The following is an 18191-nucleotide window of genomic DNA, read 5'->3' as shown; positions in this document are numbered from 1 at the left end:
TGGAAGTGTGTCCAATGCCGGGAAGTATCGACAGTTGAATTGATCAAGTCTATTTTCTAATAATCATGAATTGATAACTTTGGTTGATATATGGACCTGCGTGACCTGACCTATTTCGAAACTATCGCTGAGCTCGGTCACCTGGGGCGTGCGGCTGAAAAACTCAATCGCAGCCAGCCTGCACTGACCAAAAGCATTCAGCGCCTGGAAGAATCGTTTGGCACCAAGTTGTTTCAGCGCGACGGTCGGCGGATCAAGCTCACGCCGGTCGGCGAGCTGCTGCAAGCCCGGGGCAAAATGCTCCAGCAAAGCATTGCCCAGACCCAGCGAGAGGTTCGTGATTTCGCCAGCGGGGCGGTGGGCGAGATTCGTTTGGGGTGTGCCTCGACGATGGCTGAATACCTGCTGCCGGAGTTGACTGACGCGTTACTCAAGCGCGCGCCAGACATCACCCTGAAACTGGTGATCGGGCAGGATGACATGCTGCGCGAGCAGCTGCGCTCGGGGCATCTGGACATGATCATCTGCGCGCAACGCAGCATTGAAGACGAGTTCACGGCCCACCCTATTCTCACGGACGAGGCGGTCGTGATCGCCAGTCGCAATCATCCGATCTTCAACGCGCCGTTTCAGATGAGCGACCTGTGCAGCTACCGCTGGGTGTTGCCGCCACCCGGTGTGTCTTCGCGGATCTGGGTCGACGAGGCGTTCGCACGGCACAACCTGCCGCTGCCGGTGGTGCAGATCGAAGCCAATTCCATTTCCCTGTTGCCCCGGCTCATCGCCCAGACCCGTCTGTTGAGCTTCATCGCCAGGGAAACCCTCGAATATGGCAAGAACATGCAATACCTGCGGGAGGTGCCGCTGGAAAATACCACCATGGCGCGGACCATCTGCGTGATCCTGCGCCGCGAGGGCTACCTGTCTCCGGCCGCTCACGCCATGGCGAAAATGCTGCGCGAGGACGGCGGATCGTTTTTCAGCTGGGTGTGATCGCGCCGGGATCTGGAGTAACTTGAAATTGAACATGAAGAGCCGTTAGGAGAATCCTGCAATGCACGTACAGCCACACAAACGCGGCAAGCATCATCTGACACCGTATTTTCTGAACAACGAAGACCCGCATTTCGGCGGCGACCAGTCGCCACTCAACGACGCTGATGCCGACGAAGACAGTGACCCGGAAGGCGATCTTGACCTGGGAGACCTGCGGCTGGACGAGTTTGAAGACTCGGACAAGCTGGACATTGGGTCATCGACGCTGGGTTGAATCCGGCCGGGCACCAAAACCACGCACGGCTGCCTCCTGAGGGGGCATCTTGGTGTGGGCTGGCGCAGCTGAAATCCCTACGACGCCGCGTAAATAAAGGCTTTCAACAAGATGGCCTGCGTTTTGCTTTTGTTGGATTCAAACTTGGATACAAGATGGAATCCACATATGCAGAACGCTCAACACCCCTTGTTCGGTTGGACCGTTAACCAATGGATAGGTGCGTATCAGCGCGGTGAGGTGACCCCCAACGGGTTGCTGGCGCTGCTCGATGCTTTTCCCGCATCGGATAACGCCTGGATCTCGCGCGTCAGCCACGCACAACTCGATGTGCAACTGGCCCAGCTGGCGACTCGTCTTGAAGCCGTTGGCGGCGATATCGGGAAGCTGCCGTTGTACGGGGTGCCGTTCGCCATCAAGGACAACATCGACGCTGAGGGCTGGCTCACGACAGCGGCGTGCCCGGAGTTCGCCTACACCGCCAGTGCCGATGCGACGGTGGTCGCCAGGCTGCGCGCGGCCGGTGCGATTCTGATGGGCAAGACCAACCTCGACCAGTTCGCCACGGGGCTGGTCGGTACGCGTTCTCCCTATGGTGCAGTACCGAACAGTTTCAATCCCGAGTACGTCAGCGGCGGTTCGAGCTCAGGCTCGGCGTCTGTTGTGGCGCGGGGCCTGGTGGCGTTCTCCCTGGGTACCGACACCGCCGGTTCCGGACGGGTGCCTGCCGGGTTCAATAACATCGTGGGCCTGAAACCCACCAAGGGTCGCTTGTCGAATACCGGGTTGGTGCCGGCCTGTCGCACCGTGGACTGCATCTCGGTCTTCGCCCTGACCGTCGAGGACGCTGAGTGCGTGGCCGGGATCGCCGAAGGGTACGACGCCTCCGACGCGTATTCCCGTGCCAACCCCAACACTGCGCCAGTGGGCTTCGGTGCATCGATCAAACTGGCGGTGCCGGCCACACTGGAGTTTTTTGGCGATGCTCATAATCAGGCCGTCTACGAGCAGGCCTTGCAGACACTCGGCGACATGGGGGCCGAGATCACGCGCATCGATTTCGCTCCCTTCAAGGCGCTGGCCGAGCAGCTTTATTACGGTTCATGGGTCGCGGAGCGGACCGTGGCGCTCGAGTCGATGCTCGCCTCCAGCCCGGACGCGATCAACCCGGTGGTGCGGGGGATCGTTGAAAACGGCCTGGGGTACAGCGCCTGCGACGCCTACAAGGCCGAGTACCTGCGTGCGACGCTGAGCCGGCAGATCAACGATGCACTGGCCGGTTTCGACGCGCTGGTGGTGCCGACCTCGGCGACGATTCGCACGCTGGCCGAGATGGCGGCGGAACCGGTGCTCTATAACTCGCAATTCGGGTTCTACACCAACTTCACCAACCTGGCGGATTTGTCTGCTCTGGCGCTCCCCGCGGGGCTGCGGGCGGATGGATTACCCGCCGGCATTACGTTGATCGCACCGGCTTGGCATGACGCAGCGCTCGCGCACTTCGGCAAACAGTGGCAAGCGCATCTCAAACTGCCGATGGGGGCAACGGGGCGCCCATTGCCTGAGCCAGCTGCCGCACCTCAACCGCGTGGCAGTGTCCGCGTGGCTGTGGTCGGCGCACACCTGACCGGTATGCCGCTGAATTTTCAGCTGACCCGCCGCGACGCCGTGTTCGTCGAGCAGACCCTGACCCAGGGTGACTACCGTCTGTACGCGCTGCCCGGTACAGTGCCGCCCAAGCCTGGACTGGCGAAGGCCGAGGGCGGGCAGTCGATCATCGTCGAGCTGTGGGACATTCCGCTGGCGCGCTTCGGTGAGTTCGTCGCCGAGATTCCTGCGCCGCTGGGCATCGGCAACCTCACGCTGGCGGACGGTCGCAGCGTGAAGGGTTTCATCTGCGAACCCTGGGCATTGGCAGACGCGCAAGACATCACCGCGTTCGGTGGCTGGCGCGCTTATATCGCCAGCTTGAACAAGGCCTGACGTTCCTCAGACAAGGCGGCAAGCCTTCGTTTTAACCCCGATAACCGCTCGGACAACACCATGCAGATCCTAACGTCGCAAAAGCCCAAGGAACGCCCGGACAACATGGTCGAGCGGATCTACCAGCAGCTCAAGGACGACATCTTCGAGTTCCGATTGCTGCCGGGTGATCGCTTTAGCGAAAGCGAGGTGGCCGAGCGTGTCCAGGCCAGTCGCACGCCGGTGCGTCAGGCGTTGTACCGGCTGGAGCGCGAAGGTTATCTGCAGGTGTATTTCCGCAGCGGCTGGCAGGTCAAAGCGTTTGACTTCCAGTATTTCGAAGAGCTTTACGACGTCCGAATTGTGCTGGAAAGCGCGGCGGTGGCGCGTCTCGGGCACATGGATATCCATTCCAATCCGGTAATTGCTGAACTCAAAAACACCTGGTTGGTGACAGAAGCCGAACGCGTGCAGGACGGCGCACGGGTGTCCGCGCTGGACGAGCGATTCCACTGCGCGCTGGTCGAGGCCGCAGGCAACACAGAGATGGCGCGCATGCACTTCGAAATCACCGAGAAGATCCGCATCATCCGGCGTCTGGATTTCACCCAGGCGCCGCGCATCGATGCGACGTATGCCGAGCATGGGCAGATCCTCGACGCGATCCTGCAACGCCGTACCGAACAGGCCCAGCAACTGCTGAAACGCCACATCGACATCAGCAAGCAGGAAGTGCGCAAGATTACCCTCCACAGGCTGCATACGGCGCGGCAGCGCAACGTGCCAGGCACCTGAGTACGGCAGCTGACAAAGCGTCTGCTTGACGTTGCCGGCCATCCCTTCGGCGAGGGAGCAATTACCTGACGCTTGACGGCGGTGTGCAGGTTTGTATCGCAGCGTATCCGCAGGGCGCGCGCTTACACGTCCATGCAATACCGCGCTTCGTCGATACACCCTGGATACATCGCCTGCGTACCGTTGCGGCTTAGCCACTCACCTCACCCAGAGAGAGGACGCCGCTCATGAAGCGTGCCCGCATCGGTTTGCTCACCGCCGTTATGGCATCCGCCATTGCCGCGCCGTTTGTGTTCGCGCAAACAAGCCCGCAAAGCAGCCCCCCGCAAAGCGCCAGTGACCATGACGCGAAGGCATCGCCGATCTATGGCGTGACGATCCCGGAAGGTTACCGGCAGTGGCAACTGATCGCGCCCGCCACCGAAGGCGCACCGCTCAACGAGATCCGCGCCGTGCTGGGCAACGACATCGCCATCAAGGCTTATCAGGAAGGAACGCTGCCATTTCCCGACGGCACCGTCCTGACCAAACTGGCCTGGAAGCACGTGCAATCTCCGGAATTTGAACCGGCGGCGGTGCCGGGTGCCGCGACCACGGTGCAATTCATGGTCAAGGACTCGGTCAAGTACAAGGATTCGGGAGGCTGGGGGTTCGGGCGCTTCGTCAACGGTCAGCCCGTTGACGAGAAACAACACCAGACCTGCCTCGGCTGTCATCAGGCCAGGGTCAAGGACCACGATCTGGTATTCACCCGCTGGGCGCCTTGATCGCCGTTCATGTTCTGCGATCAAGGCCCACCATTGCTGGCGTGCAACGGGGTCAGGCGGGTTCGTACGGCGGGTAGTCCACGTAGCCTTTTGCGTCGCCACCGTAGTAGGTGTCACGCTCCGGCGTGGTCAATGGCCAGCCGTTCTTGAGACGCGCCACCAGGTCGGGGTTGGCGATGAATGGCTGGCCGAAGGCAGCGAGGTCGATCAGTCCGGCGTCCACCAGATCCTGAGCGCGCTCCAGCGTCATGTCCCCCGCAAGAATCAACGCGGTCTGACCCAGTTCGTCCTTGCAGTGCGTGAGCAGGGTGCGCAGAGCCTGCTCCTGCGCCGCCGAATCTTCACCCGCGAGGAAGAAGTGCGACTGATCCATGACATGGACGTAGGCGATGCCACGCTGGTTCATGCCTGCGCACAGCGCCGAGTAGGTCTCGTCGATTTCCGGGTAGATCGGCATGTCGAACAGCTGACCGTACGGCGAGATGCGAATGCCGACCCGATTGGCACCGATTCTGGCCCTGACCGCATCCACCACCTCGAACACGAAGCGCAAACGGTCTTGCAGGTCTTTTGCCGAGTAACGGTCCGTGCGGTCGTTGACCAACGGGTTCAGGAACTGCTCGATCAGGTAGCCGTTGGCACCGTGGATTTCCACGCCATCGAAGCCTGCGTCAATTGCGTTTTGCGCCGCCTGGGCGAAGTCTTCGACGACCCGACCGACTTCTTCGGTGGTCAGCGAACGCGGCACCGAAGTCGCCACGAAGCCGGGCTCGCCGCTTTCATCGTAGCCAAAAGCAATCGCGCCTTGCGCGGGCCTGTTTGTGGAGCTCACCGGGGCTTGTCCGTCTACCTGAATCGATGTGTGGGACACACGGCCCACATGCCACAGCTGAGCGAACATGCGACCGCCGACGCTGCGCACCGAGTCGGTCACCAGTTTCCAGCCCTTGATCTGCGCCTCGGTGAAGATACCCGGATTGAACAGGTAACCCTGGCCTTCGCGGGAAATCGGTGTGCCTTCGGAAACGATCAGTCCGGTGGTGCCGCGCTGGGTGTAATGCAGAGCAATCTCGGCAGTGGCGATGTCTTCCGGCGCGCGGGAGCGGGTCATTGGCGCCATGACGAAGCGGTTGTTCAGGGTCAGACCGTGGAGGTCGTAGGGTTCAAACAGATTGATCATGGGGTGAAGTCTCGTTTGGCAGAAGACGAGGCGTGATCGCGGTGTCTTCGTAAAAGATGCAGCCATGGTAGGAGCTTGCTAAAACAGCCACAATGCACCGCATTGGCAAAATACTATTGCGATTACAGCAATTCGATCGAGGCCTCGCATGCACCTCAAAGCCCATAGATTTTTCTCGATGGTCGCGGTCACCGGCAGCTTTTCTGCCACCGCGCGTCACTTTCAGGTTCCGGCGTCATCGGTCTCGCGCTTCATTGCTGCGCTTGAGCGTGAGGTCGGGCAACAACTGCTGTACCGCAATACGCGCGCGGTGAAGCTGACCGATGCCGGTGAGCGCTATTACCTGCAGATCCGCGAAGTGCTGGAGTTGCTGGATGCCGCCGATGAGGAAGTCACCGGCACCGGCAGTGCCGTTCGCGGACTGGTAAGGATCAACGCGCCGGTTGCGCTGGGGCATCTGCATATCGTCAAGCTGTTGAACGGCCTGTACGAGCGATACCCGCAACTGACTGTCGAATTGTCGGTCACTGACCTGTACATCGACCCGGTGCAGGAGGGCGTGGACATCGTGTTTCGGGTTGGGCATCTGGGCGATTCCGGATTGATCGGGCGCAAGTTGTGCGACCAGCAATTCGTGGTGTGCGCGAGTCCCGCTTACCTCGAAAAGTACGGCGAGCCGCAAACCCCGGAAGACCTAAAAGACCACTGCTGTCTTGTCTACAAAGGCAACATCGGGGCGCAGCGCTGGTATTTCCGTCACCCTGAAAGTCATGAACTCCAGATCATCGACGTCACCGGCCCCCTTCGCAGCAACAACGCGCAAGTGCTGGTCGAGGCCGCGCTTGCCGGTCGGGGTATCGTGTTTTTCCCGACCTGGTTGTTCAGCAAGGACAGCTTCATGGAAAAGAAACTGGTCAGGCTGTTGACCTGTTGGGGTGGGTCGGTGGAAGAAGTGCCGAGCCAGATCCACCTGATCTCCCCGGAAAACCGCCTGCGCTCGCAAAAAACCCGCGCGGTGTGGGAGTACTTCCTGGAGGCAATCGGCTCGCCGCCGTATTGGGATGATCTGGAGGGGTAGGGTGTGTGGTGGGTCATCGCCGATGAGGTTGACTGACCCATCGCATTCGCCAGCAAGCCGGCTCCCACTGGTTTAATGCGGTGGGTCAGTGACAGATGACGTCGCCTGATCCACCGCATTCGTCGGAATGCCGCACTACCCAGGGATATCGGCACACATCACGCCGGGTTACGACGCTCCGCGACCTCGGCCAGGACCGCAAGGTCCATTTCACCCTGGCCGTGGTCGACGGCATCCTGCAGGTTGGCGCGGATCATGTCGGCGGTCGGCATCTGTACCGACACCTGACTGGCCGCCGCCAGGATCAGATCCACGTCCTTGAGTCCCAGCACGGCCTTGAATGCGGCGGGCTCGTAGCGGCGTTCCCCGATCAGCGCGCCGTAGCCGGCATACACCGGGCCGGTGAAGATGGTGTTCGACACCAGGTCCACAAGGTCCGCTGATTTGAGGCCGTGGCGGGTGACGAGCACGGCGGCTTCGCTCATGGCTTCAACCGCCGACACCAGCAGGAAGTTCGTCGCCAGTTTCATCGCGTTGGCGGCCGAGGCTTTCTCGCCGAGGCGCCAGGTCTTGCGCCCGATCAGGTCGAACAGCGGTTGAACGGTGTCGATGGCCTGTTCGGGCCCGGCCGCCAGAATATTCAGCTGAGCCGCAGCGGCGACATTCGGCCGCCCCATCACCGGCGCTGCGATGTAGTCGATGCCCTGAGCCTTGTGCAGCTCGGCCAGTTCATCGGCAAACGTTACGGCAATGGTCGCCAGGTTGACGTGAATCAGCGGCGCCTTGAGTTGCTTGAGCAGGCCCGAATCCAGCAGCACCGAGCGCAGCGCCTTGTCATCGGCGAGCATGCTGAACACCACGTCGGCGTCGAACGCCTGTGCGGGTTCTGCCACCGCCTTGGCGCCGAGTTCGACCAGCGGCTGGGACGCTTGCGGCGAGCGGTTCCACACCCGCAGTTCATGTTCGCCTTTCAGCAGATTGGCGGCGATGGCCTGACCCATGTTGCCCAGGCCCAAGAAACCGATTTTCATCCGAAGTACTCCCGTGAGCGGTGTGATGAGTGTCACCTGTGTGGTGAAGGACTCTACCACCGCATGGCGTTACAGGGAGTGATACGAACGTGCTATCGGGTCATAGGTGTTCTTCCGGCCCGTCATGCAACAGATGGAAAATGTTGCGTTTCATGCGGATGAATTCCGGGTCCATGACCATGTCCAGGTTGCGCGGACGGCCAATCGGCACATCGAGCACTTCCTTGATCCGGCCGGGACGCGCGCCCATGACGAAGATGCGATCGCCCAGCAGAATGGCCTCGTCGATGTCGTGAGTCACGAACAAGACCGTCTTCTTGCTGTGCTCCCAGACCTTGAGCAGCAGTTGCTGCATCTGCAGACGCGTCTGGCTGTCGAGTGCGCCGAACGGCTCGTCCATCAGCAGGATCTGCGGGTCGTTGGCCAGGGCGCGGGCAATCGCCACGCGCTGCATCATCCCGCCGGACAGCTGCTTGGCGTAGTTGTCGGCGAAGCGCGACAGGCCCACTTCGTTCAGGTAGAACTCGACGATTTCCTTGCGTTCGGCCGCCGGCATGCCACGGCGCTTAAGGCCGAATTCGATGTTCTTGCGCACGGTCAGCCAGGGGAACAGCGTGTAGCCCTGAAACACCATGCCGCGATCCGCGCCGGGGCCGTCGACTTGTTGACCGCCGACGTAGATGTCACCCGACGTCGGTTCGGCCAGGCCGGCTGTGAGGTACAGCAGGCTGGATTTGCCGCAGCCCGACGGGCCGACCAGCACGGCGAACTGTTGATCGGGGACGTCGAAGGACACCTTGTCCAGTGCCGTGAAGGTGCTGCCCGACGGCGTCTTGTACTGCAGCGTGACATTGTCGACCCGCAGGCGTGGCGTGGCGGCCGTTGTCACGGGAGCGGGGCGTAGCTGAATCGGCGAGGTTGCGGTTACTGAGCCCATGCGGCCACCTTCAAGCGAAGAAATCGGAACAGTTGATCGGTGATCAGGCCCAACAGCCCGATGACGGCGATCGCCAGGAAAATCACGTCCACCTGAAAACCACGCATGGCCTTGAGGCTCAGGTAACCCAGGCCACTGGACGCTGCGACCAGCTCGGCGACCACCAGGTAGGTCCAGGCCCAGCCCATGGTCACGCGCAGGGTGTCCAGCACACCGGGCAGCGAAGCCGGTGCGATGACATGCAACACGGCGTCCGCGCGGCTGGAGCCCAGGGTGTAGGAGGCGTTGATCAGGTCCTTGGAAATGCCCTTGGACACGTCGGCGATCATCACCAGCTGCTGGAAGAACACGCCGAAGATGATGATCGACACACGTTGTTCCAGGCCGATGCCGATCCACAGGATGAACAGCGGAACGAACGAGGTGACCGGCAGGTAGCGGATGAAGTTGACCAGCGGCTCCAGGAAGGCTTGCACGACACGGAAGCTGCCCATCATCAAACCGATGGGCACCGCGACCACTGAAGAGATCACGAAACCGACCATCACCACTTCGACGCTGGCCCACACATGCGGGCCGAGGGTGCCGTCACGGGCCAGGCGCATCGCAGCATCGAAGACCGCACCGGGCGTTGGCAGAAACATCGCCGGCACCACGCCGCCGTAGGAAAGAAAAGCCCACAGGCCGATCAACAACGCCCAGGCCAGACCGCTGGCGCTCCAGATCACCTGGATCGGCAAGCTGGTCTTGGGCGTGAGGCAACGGTTCAGCCACGAATTGCGCTTGGACATGACGTGCTCCTGTTTATTTCGGGCTGATGAAACGGTTGTCGATCAGGTCGCTGTAGCTGACGTTGTACGGTTTGCCCTGCAACTCGCTGGCGGTTTCGTTCGCCAGTTTGATCACTGCGGCGGCGTCGCCGGTGCTGCCGTTGCTGCCGAGCAGTTTTTCGCTCATCGCCTGGTCGTAGAAACGCACCCCTTTGGCCGCGGCTTCCAGTTCAGCCGGGTCGGCCAGGTAACCACCGACGCCTTTGGCCATGATCGCGTAGGCTTCTTTCGGATGGTCCTTGGTGTACTGCACGGCTTTGTATAGGCCTGCGACCAGTGCCTTGACGTCAGCCTGTTGCTTGTCGACCACATCGCAGCTGAGGGCCACGACATCGACGATCACGCCGGGTGTCGTGCTGCTGTCGACGAGCACCTTGCCTTGCTGCTTGTTGCGCACGGTGGTCAAGTGCGGTTCCCAGGTTACGGCGGCCGGTACACGACCGGCAATGAACGCCGTGGCCGCATCGTCAGCGGTCATGTTCTGGATGGTCAGGTCGCTCATCTTCATGCCGGCGTTTTTCAGCAGGTAGTTGAGCCAGAACTGCGAAACCGAACCTTCGTTGACCGCGACAGCCTTGCCTTTGAGGTCCTGCAGGCTGTTGATGTCCTTGCTGACCAGCACGCCGTCGCCGCCGTGGCTTTCGTCGAGCGCGGCGACCGCCTTGAAGCAGAACTGCGGACGGTACTTGAGGATTTCATCCAGGGTCGAAGCGGAGCCGGACAGCTTGCCCGAGGCCTGAGCCGCCATGTACATCGAGGCTTCTTCGATGGTCGGCAATTCGACGGTCAGGCCGTTGTCCTTGAAGTAGCCCAGGTCCTTGGCCAGGTACAGGGTGCCGTAACCTACCCAGGTGGTGTGCCCGATGGACAGGGTGCCGGCCTGAGCGCCGCTGGCGATGCCGGCCGCCAGTGCAGTCAGGGCCAGCGGACGCACACAGCGCGATACGAAAGACTTGATCATGGAACACTCCCGGATGGTGGTTTTTTAATTCGACGTTGTCTCGGGGCAGTGGGGCTAGACGCCAAAACTTGAACCGCTCGTGGCCTCTGACGGACCTTTTGCCTCTGTGGGGCGAGGTTGATGTTGGCCGATGTCGCGGGATACGAAAATTAGTAAATATGTGGTCCCTGACGAGGAAAAAACTGGGGTGGGAAAAGGTGTTCGAAGCTGGGGCAGGCGCACAAAAAACGCCGCTTCCTAGTGCAGGAAAGCGGCGTTTTGGTGAGGCTGTCTAGTGGCTTCTATTCTGCCCGCAAGGCGTCGTGTCCCACGGTCCTGTGGGAGTGAGCTTGCTCACGAAGACTGAGTTTCAGCCGCCGGAGAGGTGGGGGTGGTTCCGGTCTCTTGGCGAGCAAGCTGGCTCTCATAAGGCCGGGTGTTTCTGTTGAGGATCATATCCGCCGCTTTCTCCCCGATCATGATGCAGGGCGCATTGGTGTTGCCGCTGATCAGTGTCGGCATGATCGATGCGTCGACCACCCGCAAGCCTTGCACGCCGTGTACCTTAAGGTCCGGCCCCACGACGCTCATCGGGTCGACGCCCATCTTGCAGGTGCCGACCGGGTGGAACACGGTCGCGGCGCATTCACGCACATAGGTCATCAGTTGCTCGTCGGTCTGCACCTGCTTGCCGGGAAGTATCTCAGTGCCGCGGATGCCATCGAACTGCGGATCGGCCAGGATCCTGCGCGCCAGTTTCAGGCCTTCGATCAGCACCTTGGCGTCTTGGGGATCGGCGAGGAAGTTGAAATCGATCACGGGTTTGCCGTCGCGACCCAAGCGTATTTCGCCAATGCTTTTGGGACGCAGCACGCAGGTGTGGACCGCGTAGCCATGGCCCCATTCGAACAGCCGGCCGCGATGGCTGCGATAACCCGGCACGAAGTGAAACTGCACATCGGGCAGCGTCTCTGCCAGCGGCGTGCGGGCAAAGCCACCGGCCTCGACGTAGTTGGTGGTCAGCCAGCCTTTTTTGCCGAACAGATAACGCAGCGGCGAGGTCAGGATGCTCGGCAGTGAGCCCAACGAAAAGCCCAGGGTCAGCGGGCTTTTCGAGCGCACGGTGATCAGGCCGTCGAGGTGGTCCTGCAGGTTCTTGCCGACGCCGGGCAGGTCATGCTCGACCTGGATGCCGGCGTTCGTCAGGTCGTTCGCTGGCCCGATCCCCGACGCCAGCAGCAGGCTCGGACTGCCCAGCGAACCCGCCGACAGAATCACTTCGCGACGGGCAGTCAGGGTAGTCTGCTCACCCTCGGATTCGACCCTTACACCTCGGGTCACCCGATCCTCAATCACCAGTGACTGCACCGAGCAGTCGGTGATCACGGTCAGGTTGGGGCGCTCGAGCACCGGTGCGACAAACGCGCGGTAACTCGACAGGCGTCTGGCGTCTTTCTGCGTGAGGTTGTAGAGGCCGCAGCCTTCAAGCTGGTCGCCGTTGAAATCATCGTTGCGGCGAATGCCTACCTGTTGCGCGGCCTTCACGAACAGCCGCGACACCGGGTTGGGGTCACGCGCAGCTTCCACGTTCAACTCGCCGGTGGTGCCATGCAGGCGTGGGTCCTGGCCAAGCCGGTTGTTCTCGGATTTCTTGAAGTAGGGCAGCACGCTGTTCCAGTCCCAACCGGGGCAGCCGGCCTGCGCCCAGCCGTCGTAATCGCTGGCGTGACCGCGGATGTAGATCATGCTGTTCATCGAGCTTGAGCCACCCAATGCTTTACCGCGCGGGGTGTGCAGGCTGCGACCGTTAAGGTTTTTCTGCGGGGCGGAAAAGAAGTTCCAGCTGTATCTTTTGCTCTTGTACAGCGTGATGGTCCCGGCCGGTGTCTGGATGCGCAGGCTCTTGTCATGACTGCCCGCTTCGATCAAACAGACGCTCACGGCAGGGTCGGCGCTCAGACGATTCGCCAGCACGCAGCCGGACGAACCGGCGCCGACGATGATGTAGTCGTAATCGGTTTTCATGCGTTTCTCCCGAGTGCGCCCACTGAGGGCTTGCGGCTGCGACGGCGGCTGGCGAGGTAGTAGATCGGCGAGATCACCACCAGGCCGACGATCCACGATACGTCGGCGCCGCCCATGGCTTTGGCAATGACCCCGGTGTACAGCTCGGTGGCCATGAACGGGATCTGCACCAGGATGCCCAGCACGTAGCAGCCGACCGCCGTCCAGTTGAAGTAACCGTAGATGCCGCCGTCGCGTCGGAAAAACGAAGCCACGTCGTAGCTGCCGTGGGCGACCAGGTAGTAATCCACCAGGTTGATGGCGGTCCACGGCACGAGCACGTACAGCAACAACAGAATGAAGTTGGTGTAGTTGGCCATGAAGTCGTCCTGCCCCAACAGGGCGAGCGTCAGGGAAATCGAGAACAGCACCAATGCCGTGATGGCGCGGGAGAGGGCGCCTGCCGACCATTTGGGCACCAGCGTCTGGCCGACGGTAATGGCCGAGAGCGTGCCGCAATACAGGTTCATGGCGTTGGTGGCGGCGATACCGATGGAGAACACCGCCACCACCAGCGTGGCGATGCTGCCGGTCATTTCGATCAATCCACTGATGATGTCGCCTTCCACGCACAGGCCGACGATCACGCCCAGGGCCATCGGCAGAATCGAACCCAGGCAGCAACCCCAGTAGCTGGACCAGAAGGCCGCTTTGCCGCCGGTGTCAGCGGGCATGTAACGGGAGTAATCCGACACGTAAGGCGCGTACGCCAGTTGCCACAGCGCCGCAATCGACAGGGTGCCGAGAAAGCCCGCGAGGTTCATGTCGTTGCGCTGCAGGAAGTCTGCGGGCAGGCCGTGTACCGCGATGATCCAGACAAAGCACAGCAGCAGGATGGCCCCGGACAGGTAGGACATCAGCCGGGTGTAAGCGTGAATCAGGCGATAGCCAAACACGGTCGCCACCACGCTGATCAGGCCGACCAGCACGATGCCCTGGTTGGTGCTGAACATCGCGTAGCGGCTGTGCAGTGACTGCCCGCCGAGCACCAGATTGGAGGCGAAGAAACCCAGGTACATGATCACCACCAGGGCGACCACCAACAGCGAGCCGTAGGAGCCGAACTGACCGCGGGTCTGGACCATCTGCGGTACGCCCAGTTGCGGCCCCTGGGCCGAGTGCAGGGCCATGAAGATCCCGCCGATCAGGTTGCCGAGCACCAACGCGACCATGGCGGCGATGAACGGCAGCTTGAACACCGTGACGGCCAGGGCGCCGGTGACGACGGTCAGCAGCATGATGTTGGAGCCGAACCAGATCGTGAACAGATCGCGCGCGCGGCCATGGCGCTGATCAGGTGCAATGGGCTGGATGGTGCTCAATTCGAGGGTGGCGACGCCAGGGTCGTTGTGGCTCATGGGTATTTACTCAAGTAAGGGGGCGACGACTCAGCGCAACTGAAACCAGGTGGTTTTCAGTTGGGTGTATTTGTCGAATGAGTGCAGCGACAGGTCGCGTCCGAACCCGGACTGCTTGCCACCGCCGAACGGAACGGTCACGTCCAAGGCGTCCACGGTGTTGACCGAAACGGTGCCGGCGTTCAAGCGACTGGCGACGCGGTGCGCGCGATTGAGGTCATCGCTCCACACGGAGGCAGCCAATCCATAGATATGGTCGTTGGCCATGTGCACCGCCTCGTCCTCGGTGTCGAACGGGGTGATCGCAAGAACCGGGCCGAACACCTCCTCGCGGGACAAACCCATGTCCGGGGTGACGTGGGTGAACAGCGTGGGTTGAATGAAATTGTTCGAGCCGTTGATCACGACCCGGTCGCCGCCTGCGACCAACCGGGCACCGCTGGCACTGGCCTGGTTGATGTATTCCATCACCCGCGCGGCCTGGTTCGCGTCTACGATCGCGCCCATTCGGCTCGCCGGGTTCAGCGGGTCGCCGGGCTGCCAGTGGCGTGCTTGCTCGATCAGGCGCTCGACGAACGCATCATGAATCGACCGCTGCACCAGCAACCGTGAGTTGGCCGAGCACACTTCGCCTTGATTGAAGAAGATGCCAAAGGCGGCTTTCTCGGCGGCCAAGTCGAGGTCCTGGCAGTCGGCGAACACCAGGTTCGGACTCTTGCCGCCGCACTCCAGCCACACTTGCTTGAGGTTGGACTGCGCCGCGTACTGCATGAAGTACTTGCCGACCTGCGTCGAGCCGGTGAAGGCCAGTGCATCGACGTCCGGGTGCAGCCCCAGGGCGCGCCCGGCCTGTTCACCCAGCCCGGTGACCACATTGAAAACGCCCTCGGGAACACCGGCTTCCAGGGCCAGTTCGGCCAGACGCAACGCCGAAAACGGTGATTGTTCGGCGGGCTTGAGGATCACGCTGTTACCGGCGGCGAGGGCAGGCGCGAGTTTCCAGGCGGCCATGTCCAGCGGGAAGTTCCATGGCACCACGGCGGCAATCACGCCCAACGGCACCCGGGTGATGGTCGCCAGTGTTCCGGGGCCGGTGGGTGCGACCTGGTCATACAGCTTGTCCAGGCTTTCGGCGTACCAGGCGAATACGTGGGCGGCGCCGGGCACATCAATGCTGTACGCGTCCATTACCGGTTTGCCCATGCTCAGTGAGTCAAGCAGGGCCAGTTCTTCGCGGTGAACCAGGATCAGCTCGGACAGGCGCAACAGGATCGCCTTGCGTTCCTTGGGCTGCATGCGCGGCCACGGGCCGTTTTCAAAGCTTCTCCGGGCGACGCTCACGGCCAGGTCGACCTCCGCCTCCGAGCAGGCCGTCACGTTGGCCAACACGGCGTTGGTGGCGGGGTTGATGACGGCGAAGGTTTCGCCGTTGCGGGCCTGATGAGGGCGGCCCGCGATCAGCGCCGCGTCGATGAAGCGTTGATGTCCGGCACGCTGTTGCCAGTGGTTAAAGTCCGTCACTGCACACACTCCTGGATGGCCTCTGCGGGCCATGTTCACGATCAATGGTGCCGATAGTGGGCGATGTGGAGAGGTCAGGAAATGAGTAAAAATGTGTTCGCTGTCGATAAAAAAACTCACCAATAACGCACCTTTGCGGTGCGTCTGCGCACCGTTTTAAGGTCAGTTTTTTTAGCTTCAATGGGCAGGAAATTGCTTGTTTCTCCTGCGCTGGGAACGCCGCAGAATAACGCGCAAGATCTGGTCTGACAGTTCACCGATTTCGAGGTAGCAATGGCCGCGTACAACCTGCGACAACTCAAGTATTTCGTCACCACGGTGGAGTGCGGCAGCGTGGCCGAAGCGTCGCGCAAGCTCTACATCGCACAGCCTTCGGTCTCTACCGCCATCAAACACCTGGAAGAAAGCTTTGCCGTGCAGCTGTTCATTCGGCATCACGCGCAGGGTGTGTCGTTGACGCCCAGCGGCGCGCGCTTCTACCGCAAGGCGCAAGAGTTGCTGCGGGTGGCGCACGAGTTCGAGCAGAACGCCCTGGCGGACAACGATGTCGTGGCCGGTCAGATCGACATCGGCTGTTTCGAGACGGTCGCGCCGCTGTACCTGCCACGCTTGATCGCCGGGTTTCGGGATCGCTGGCCGGGCGTGGAAATTCGCATCCGCGATGGCGAGCAGCAGGAACTGGTGCAGGCCCTGACGTCGGGCAGTATCGATCTGGCGATTCTGTATGAGCACGATCTGGACAGCACCATCGACACCGTGCCGCTGATGGCGCCGCAACAGCCCTATGCGCTATTGCCCGAGGGGCATCGCTTTGCCAGCCAGGCCAAGGTTTCGCTGAACGATCTGGTGCTCGAACCGATGGTGCTGCTGGATGTACAACCCAGCCGGACCTATTTCGTGAGCATCTTCGAGGAGCGCGGACTGACCCCGCACATCCAGTTCAGCTCGCCGTCGATCGAGATGGTCCGCGGCATGGTGGGTCGCGGGTTCGGTTTTTCGATTCTGGTGACCCGACCGAAGTCCGAATACACCTACGACGGGCAGAAGCTGGTGTGCGTGCCGCTGGCCGAGCAGGTCACCGGTTCAGGGCTGTCCGCTGCCTGGCTGCGCCGTTCGCAATTGACCAAACCGGCGCAGTTGTTCGTGGATCATTGCCGGGAAGAGTTGGCGCCGAAAGAAGGGTAATAAGGGTAATAAGGGTAATAAATAAGCCTGCCGCTGATTCGCTCCCACAGGGGAACATGCCCCCCGTTGTTATCGGTGCAGTCCCGTTCGCAAGGCTTCGATCATCCGACGCAGCATCGCGTCACAGGCCTCCAACTGCTCGACGCTGACAAACTCATCCGGCTTGTGCCCCTGATCCATGCTTCCCGGCCCACACACCACGGTGGGGATGCCGATGGCATCGAACAATCCACCTTCGGTCCCAAACGCCACGGTGGTGAATTCTTCCGATCCGCAGAACTGCGCGATCAACCGTGCGGCCTGGCTTTTCTCATCGGTCACCAGGCCCGGATAGGCTGAGAGCGCCGAGAAGCGGATATCGCTGTCCGGGTTGACCGCCTGCATGCGCGGCAGCACCTGGTCTTTGGCGTACTGCTGCAATCGCTGAGCGACTTCAAGGGGATCATGGGCAGGCAATGCGCGCACTTCAAAGTCGAAGCGGCAGTCGGCGGGCACGATGTTCAGCGCCTTGCCGCCGTTGATCACACCGGTCTGCACCGTGGTGAAGGGTGGGTCGAAGCGCGGATCGTGCAGATCCACGGCGCGCAGCGTCGTGCCGATGCGTCCCAGCTCGCCGATGAGCTCCGCGGCGTATTCGATGGCGTTCACACCCTGCGGCGCATACGCCGAATGACAGGCTGCGCCGTGCACATCGCAACGCATGGCCAGCTTGCCCTTGTGGCCCAGCACTGGCTTGAGTTCGGTGGGTTCGCCAATGATGCACAACAGCGGTTTGACCGGTCGCTGTTCAAGCTCGGCCAGCAGTGAGCGCACGCCGAGGCAGCCCACTTCCTCGTCGTAGGACAGGGCGATGTGCACCGGCATCGTCAAGGGTGCCGCCAGCAGGTCCGGCACCGCCGCCAATACGCAGGCTATGAAGCCTTTCATGTCCGCCGTGCCACGCCCGAACAGCTTGCCGTCATGTTCGCTCAGCTCAAACGGCGGCACGCTCCACGGCTGACCGTCCACCGGCACCACGTCGGTGTGGCCGGACAGCACGATGCCCGGGCGATCCGCCGGGCCCAGGGTGGCGAAGAGGTTGGCCTTGCTGCGCTCGGCGTTGTAGATCAGTTCACACGGCACGTCGAGCTGGGCGAGGTAGTCGCGAACGAACTCGATCAATTGCAGGTTCGACTCACGACTGGTGGTGTCGAATCCGACCAGTGCGGCCAGCAATTCCCGGCTTTTGCTCATACGTTGATCCTTGCGGGATTCATAAGCGGGTGATGGATTA

The 18191-nt window shown here is 61.6% G+C and carries 16 protein-coding genes; 7 read left to right on the top strand and 9 right to left on the bottom strand.

Features of this window, described 5'->3' with window-relative positions; genetic code table 11:
• Positions 1-90: 90 nt before the first annotated feature.
• The 5 genes from AB4N84_RS00595 (at position 91) to AB4N84_RS00575 (ending at position 4794) form a co-directional block, all read left to right on the top strand.
• Entirely contained in the window at positions 91-993 is a 903-nt protein-coding gene (locus tag AB4N84_RS00595) for a LysR family transcriptional regulator (protein WP_074754254.1), read from the top strand.
• Between the two features lie 61 nt (positions 994-1054).
• Positions 1055-1270 (top strand): hypothetical protein, encoded by a 216-nt coding sequence (locus tag AB4N84_RS00590; protein ID WP_074754252.1) that lies wholly within the window; start codon positions 1055-1057, stop codon positions 1268-1270.
• A 168-nt stretch (positions 1271-1438) separates the two neighbouring features.
• Positions 1439-3253, top strand: a complete 1815-nt coding sequence (atzF, locus tag AB4N84_RS00585; protein ID WP_460044805.1) for an allophanate hydrolase — start codon at positions 1439-1441, stop codon at positions 3251-3253.
• Between the two features lie 60 nt (positions 3254-3313).
• Positions 3314-4027, top strand: coding sequence for a GntR family transcriptional regulator (locus tag AB4N84_RS00580; RefSeq protein WP_460044804.1), 714 nt, complete (start codon positions 3314-3316; stop codon positions 4025-4027).
• A gap of 227 nt (positions 4028-4254) precedes the next feature.
• Entirely contained in the window at positions 4255-4794 is a 540-nt protein-coding gene (locus AB4N84_RS00575) for a cytochrome P460 family protein (RefSeq protein WP_460044803.1), read from the top strand.
• A gap of 52 nt (positions 4795-4846) precedes the next feature.
• Here the strand turns inward: AB4N84_RS00575 and AB4N84_RS00570 are convergent, their stop codons facing one another.
• Positions 4847-5974 carry an alkene reductase gene (locus AB4N84_RS00570; RefSeq protein WP_460044802.1) on the bottom strand — a complete coding sequence of 376 codons (1128 nt, stop codon included), beginning with the start codon at positions 5972-5974 and terminating at the stop codon, positions 4847-4849.
• Positions 5975-6122: 148 nt separating this feature from the next.
• Between AB4N84_RS00570 and AB4N84_RS00565 the strand changes: the two genes are divergently transcribed.
• A complete protein-coding gene (locus AB4N84_RS00565; protein ID WP_460044800.1) occupies positions 6123-7052 on the top strand; it encodes a LysR family transcriptional regulator in 930 nt (309 codons plus the stop codon).
• Between the two features lie 158 nt (positions 7053-7210).
• Here AB4N84_RS00565 and AB4N84_RS00560 read toward each other — a convergent pair whose 3' ends face one another.
• The 7 genes from AB4N84_RS00560 to AB4N84_RS00530 all read right to left on the bottom strand — a co-directional run bounded on the left by AB4N84_RS00560 (position 7211) and on the right by AB4N84_RS00530 (position 15766).
• A complete protein-coding gene (locus tag AB4N84_RS00560) occupies positions 7211-8083 on the bottom strand; it encodes an NAD(P)-dependent oxidoreductase (RefSeq protein WP_460044798.1) in 873 nt (290 codons plus the stop codon).
• Positions 8084-8183: 100 nt separating this feature from the next.
• Complete coding sequence (locus tag AB4N84_RS00555) at positions 8184-9020, bottom strand: ABC transporter ATP-binding protein (RefSeq protein WP_460044796.1); 837 nt, start codon at positions 9018-9020, stop codon at positions 8184-8186.
• Entirely contained in the window at positions 9008-9811 is an 804-nt protein-coding gene (locus AB4N84_RS00550) for an ABC transporter permease (RefSeq protein ID WP_074754236.1), read from the bottom strand. Before AB4N84_RS00550 ends, AB4N84_RS00555 begins: the two co-directional genes overlap by 13 nt.
• A gap of 13 nt (positions 9812-9824) precedes the next feature.
• On the bottom strand, positions 9825-10811 hold the full coding sequence (locus AB4N84_RS00545) for an ABC transporter substrate-binding protein (protein WP_460044795.1): 987 nt from the start codon (positions 10809-10811) through the stop codon (positions 9825-9827).
• 333 nt (positions 10812-11144) lie between these two features.
• On the bottom strand, positions 11145-12815 hold the full coding sequence (locus AB4N84_RS00540) for a GMC family oxidoreductase (RefSeq protein ID WP_460044793.1): 1671 nt from the start codon (positions 12813-12815) through the stop codon (positions 11145-11147).
• A complete protein-coding gene (locus tag AB4N84_RS00535) occupies positions 12812-14212 on the bottom strand; it encodes a purine-cytosine permease family protein (RefSeq protein WP_460044791.1) in 1401 nt (466 codons plus the stop codon). Before AB4N84_RS00535 ends, AB4N84_RS00540 begins: the two co-directional genes overlap by 4 nt.
• Before the next feature lie 30 nt (positions 14213-14242).
• Complete coding sequence (locus tag AB4N84_RS00530; protein WP_460044790.1) at positions 14243-15766, bottom strand: aldehyde dehydrogenase; 1524 nt, start codon at positions 15764-15766, stop codon at positions 14243-14245.
• 240 nt (positions 15767-16006) lie between these two features.
• Here AB4N84_RS00530 and AB4N84_RS00525 point away from each other — a divergent pair, with 240 nt between their 5' ends.
• Positions 16007-16918, top strand: coding sequence for a LysR family transcriptional regulator (locus AB4N84_RS00525; RefSeq protein ID WP_074754226.1), 912 nt, complete (start codon positions 16007-16009; stop codon positions 16916-16918).
• A gap of 69 nt (positions 16919-16987) precedes the next feature.
• Here the strand turns inward: AB4N84_RS00525 and argE are convergent, their stop codons facing one another.
• Complete coding sequence (argE, locus tag AB4N84_RS00520) at positions 16988-18151, bottom strand: acetylornithine deacetylase (protein WP_460044788.1); 1164 nt, start codon at positions 18149-18151, stop codon at positions 16988-16990.
• Positions 18152-18191: the final 40 nt, after the last annotated feature.

The organism is Pseudomonas sp. S2_H01 (assembly GCF_054668305.1).
The sequence above is the reverse complement of the archived record's forward strand: the minus strand, read 5'-3'. Positions and strand labels throughout refer to the sequence as shown.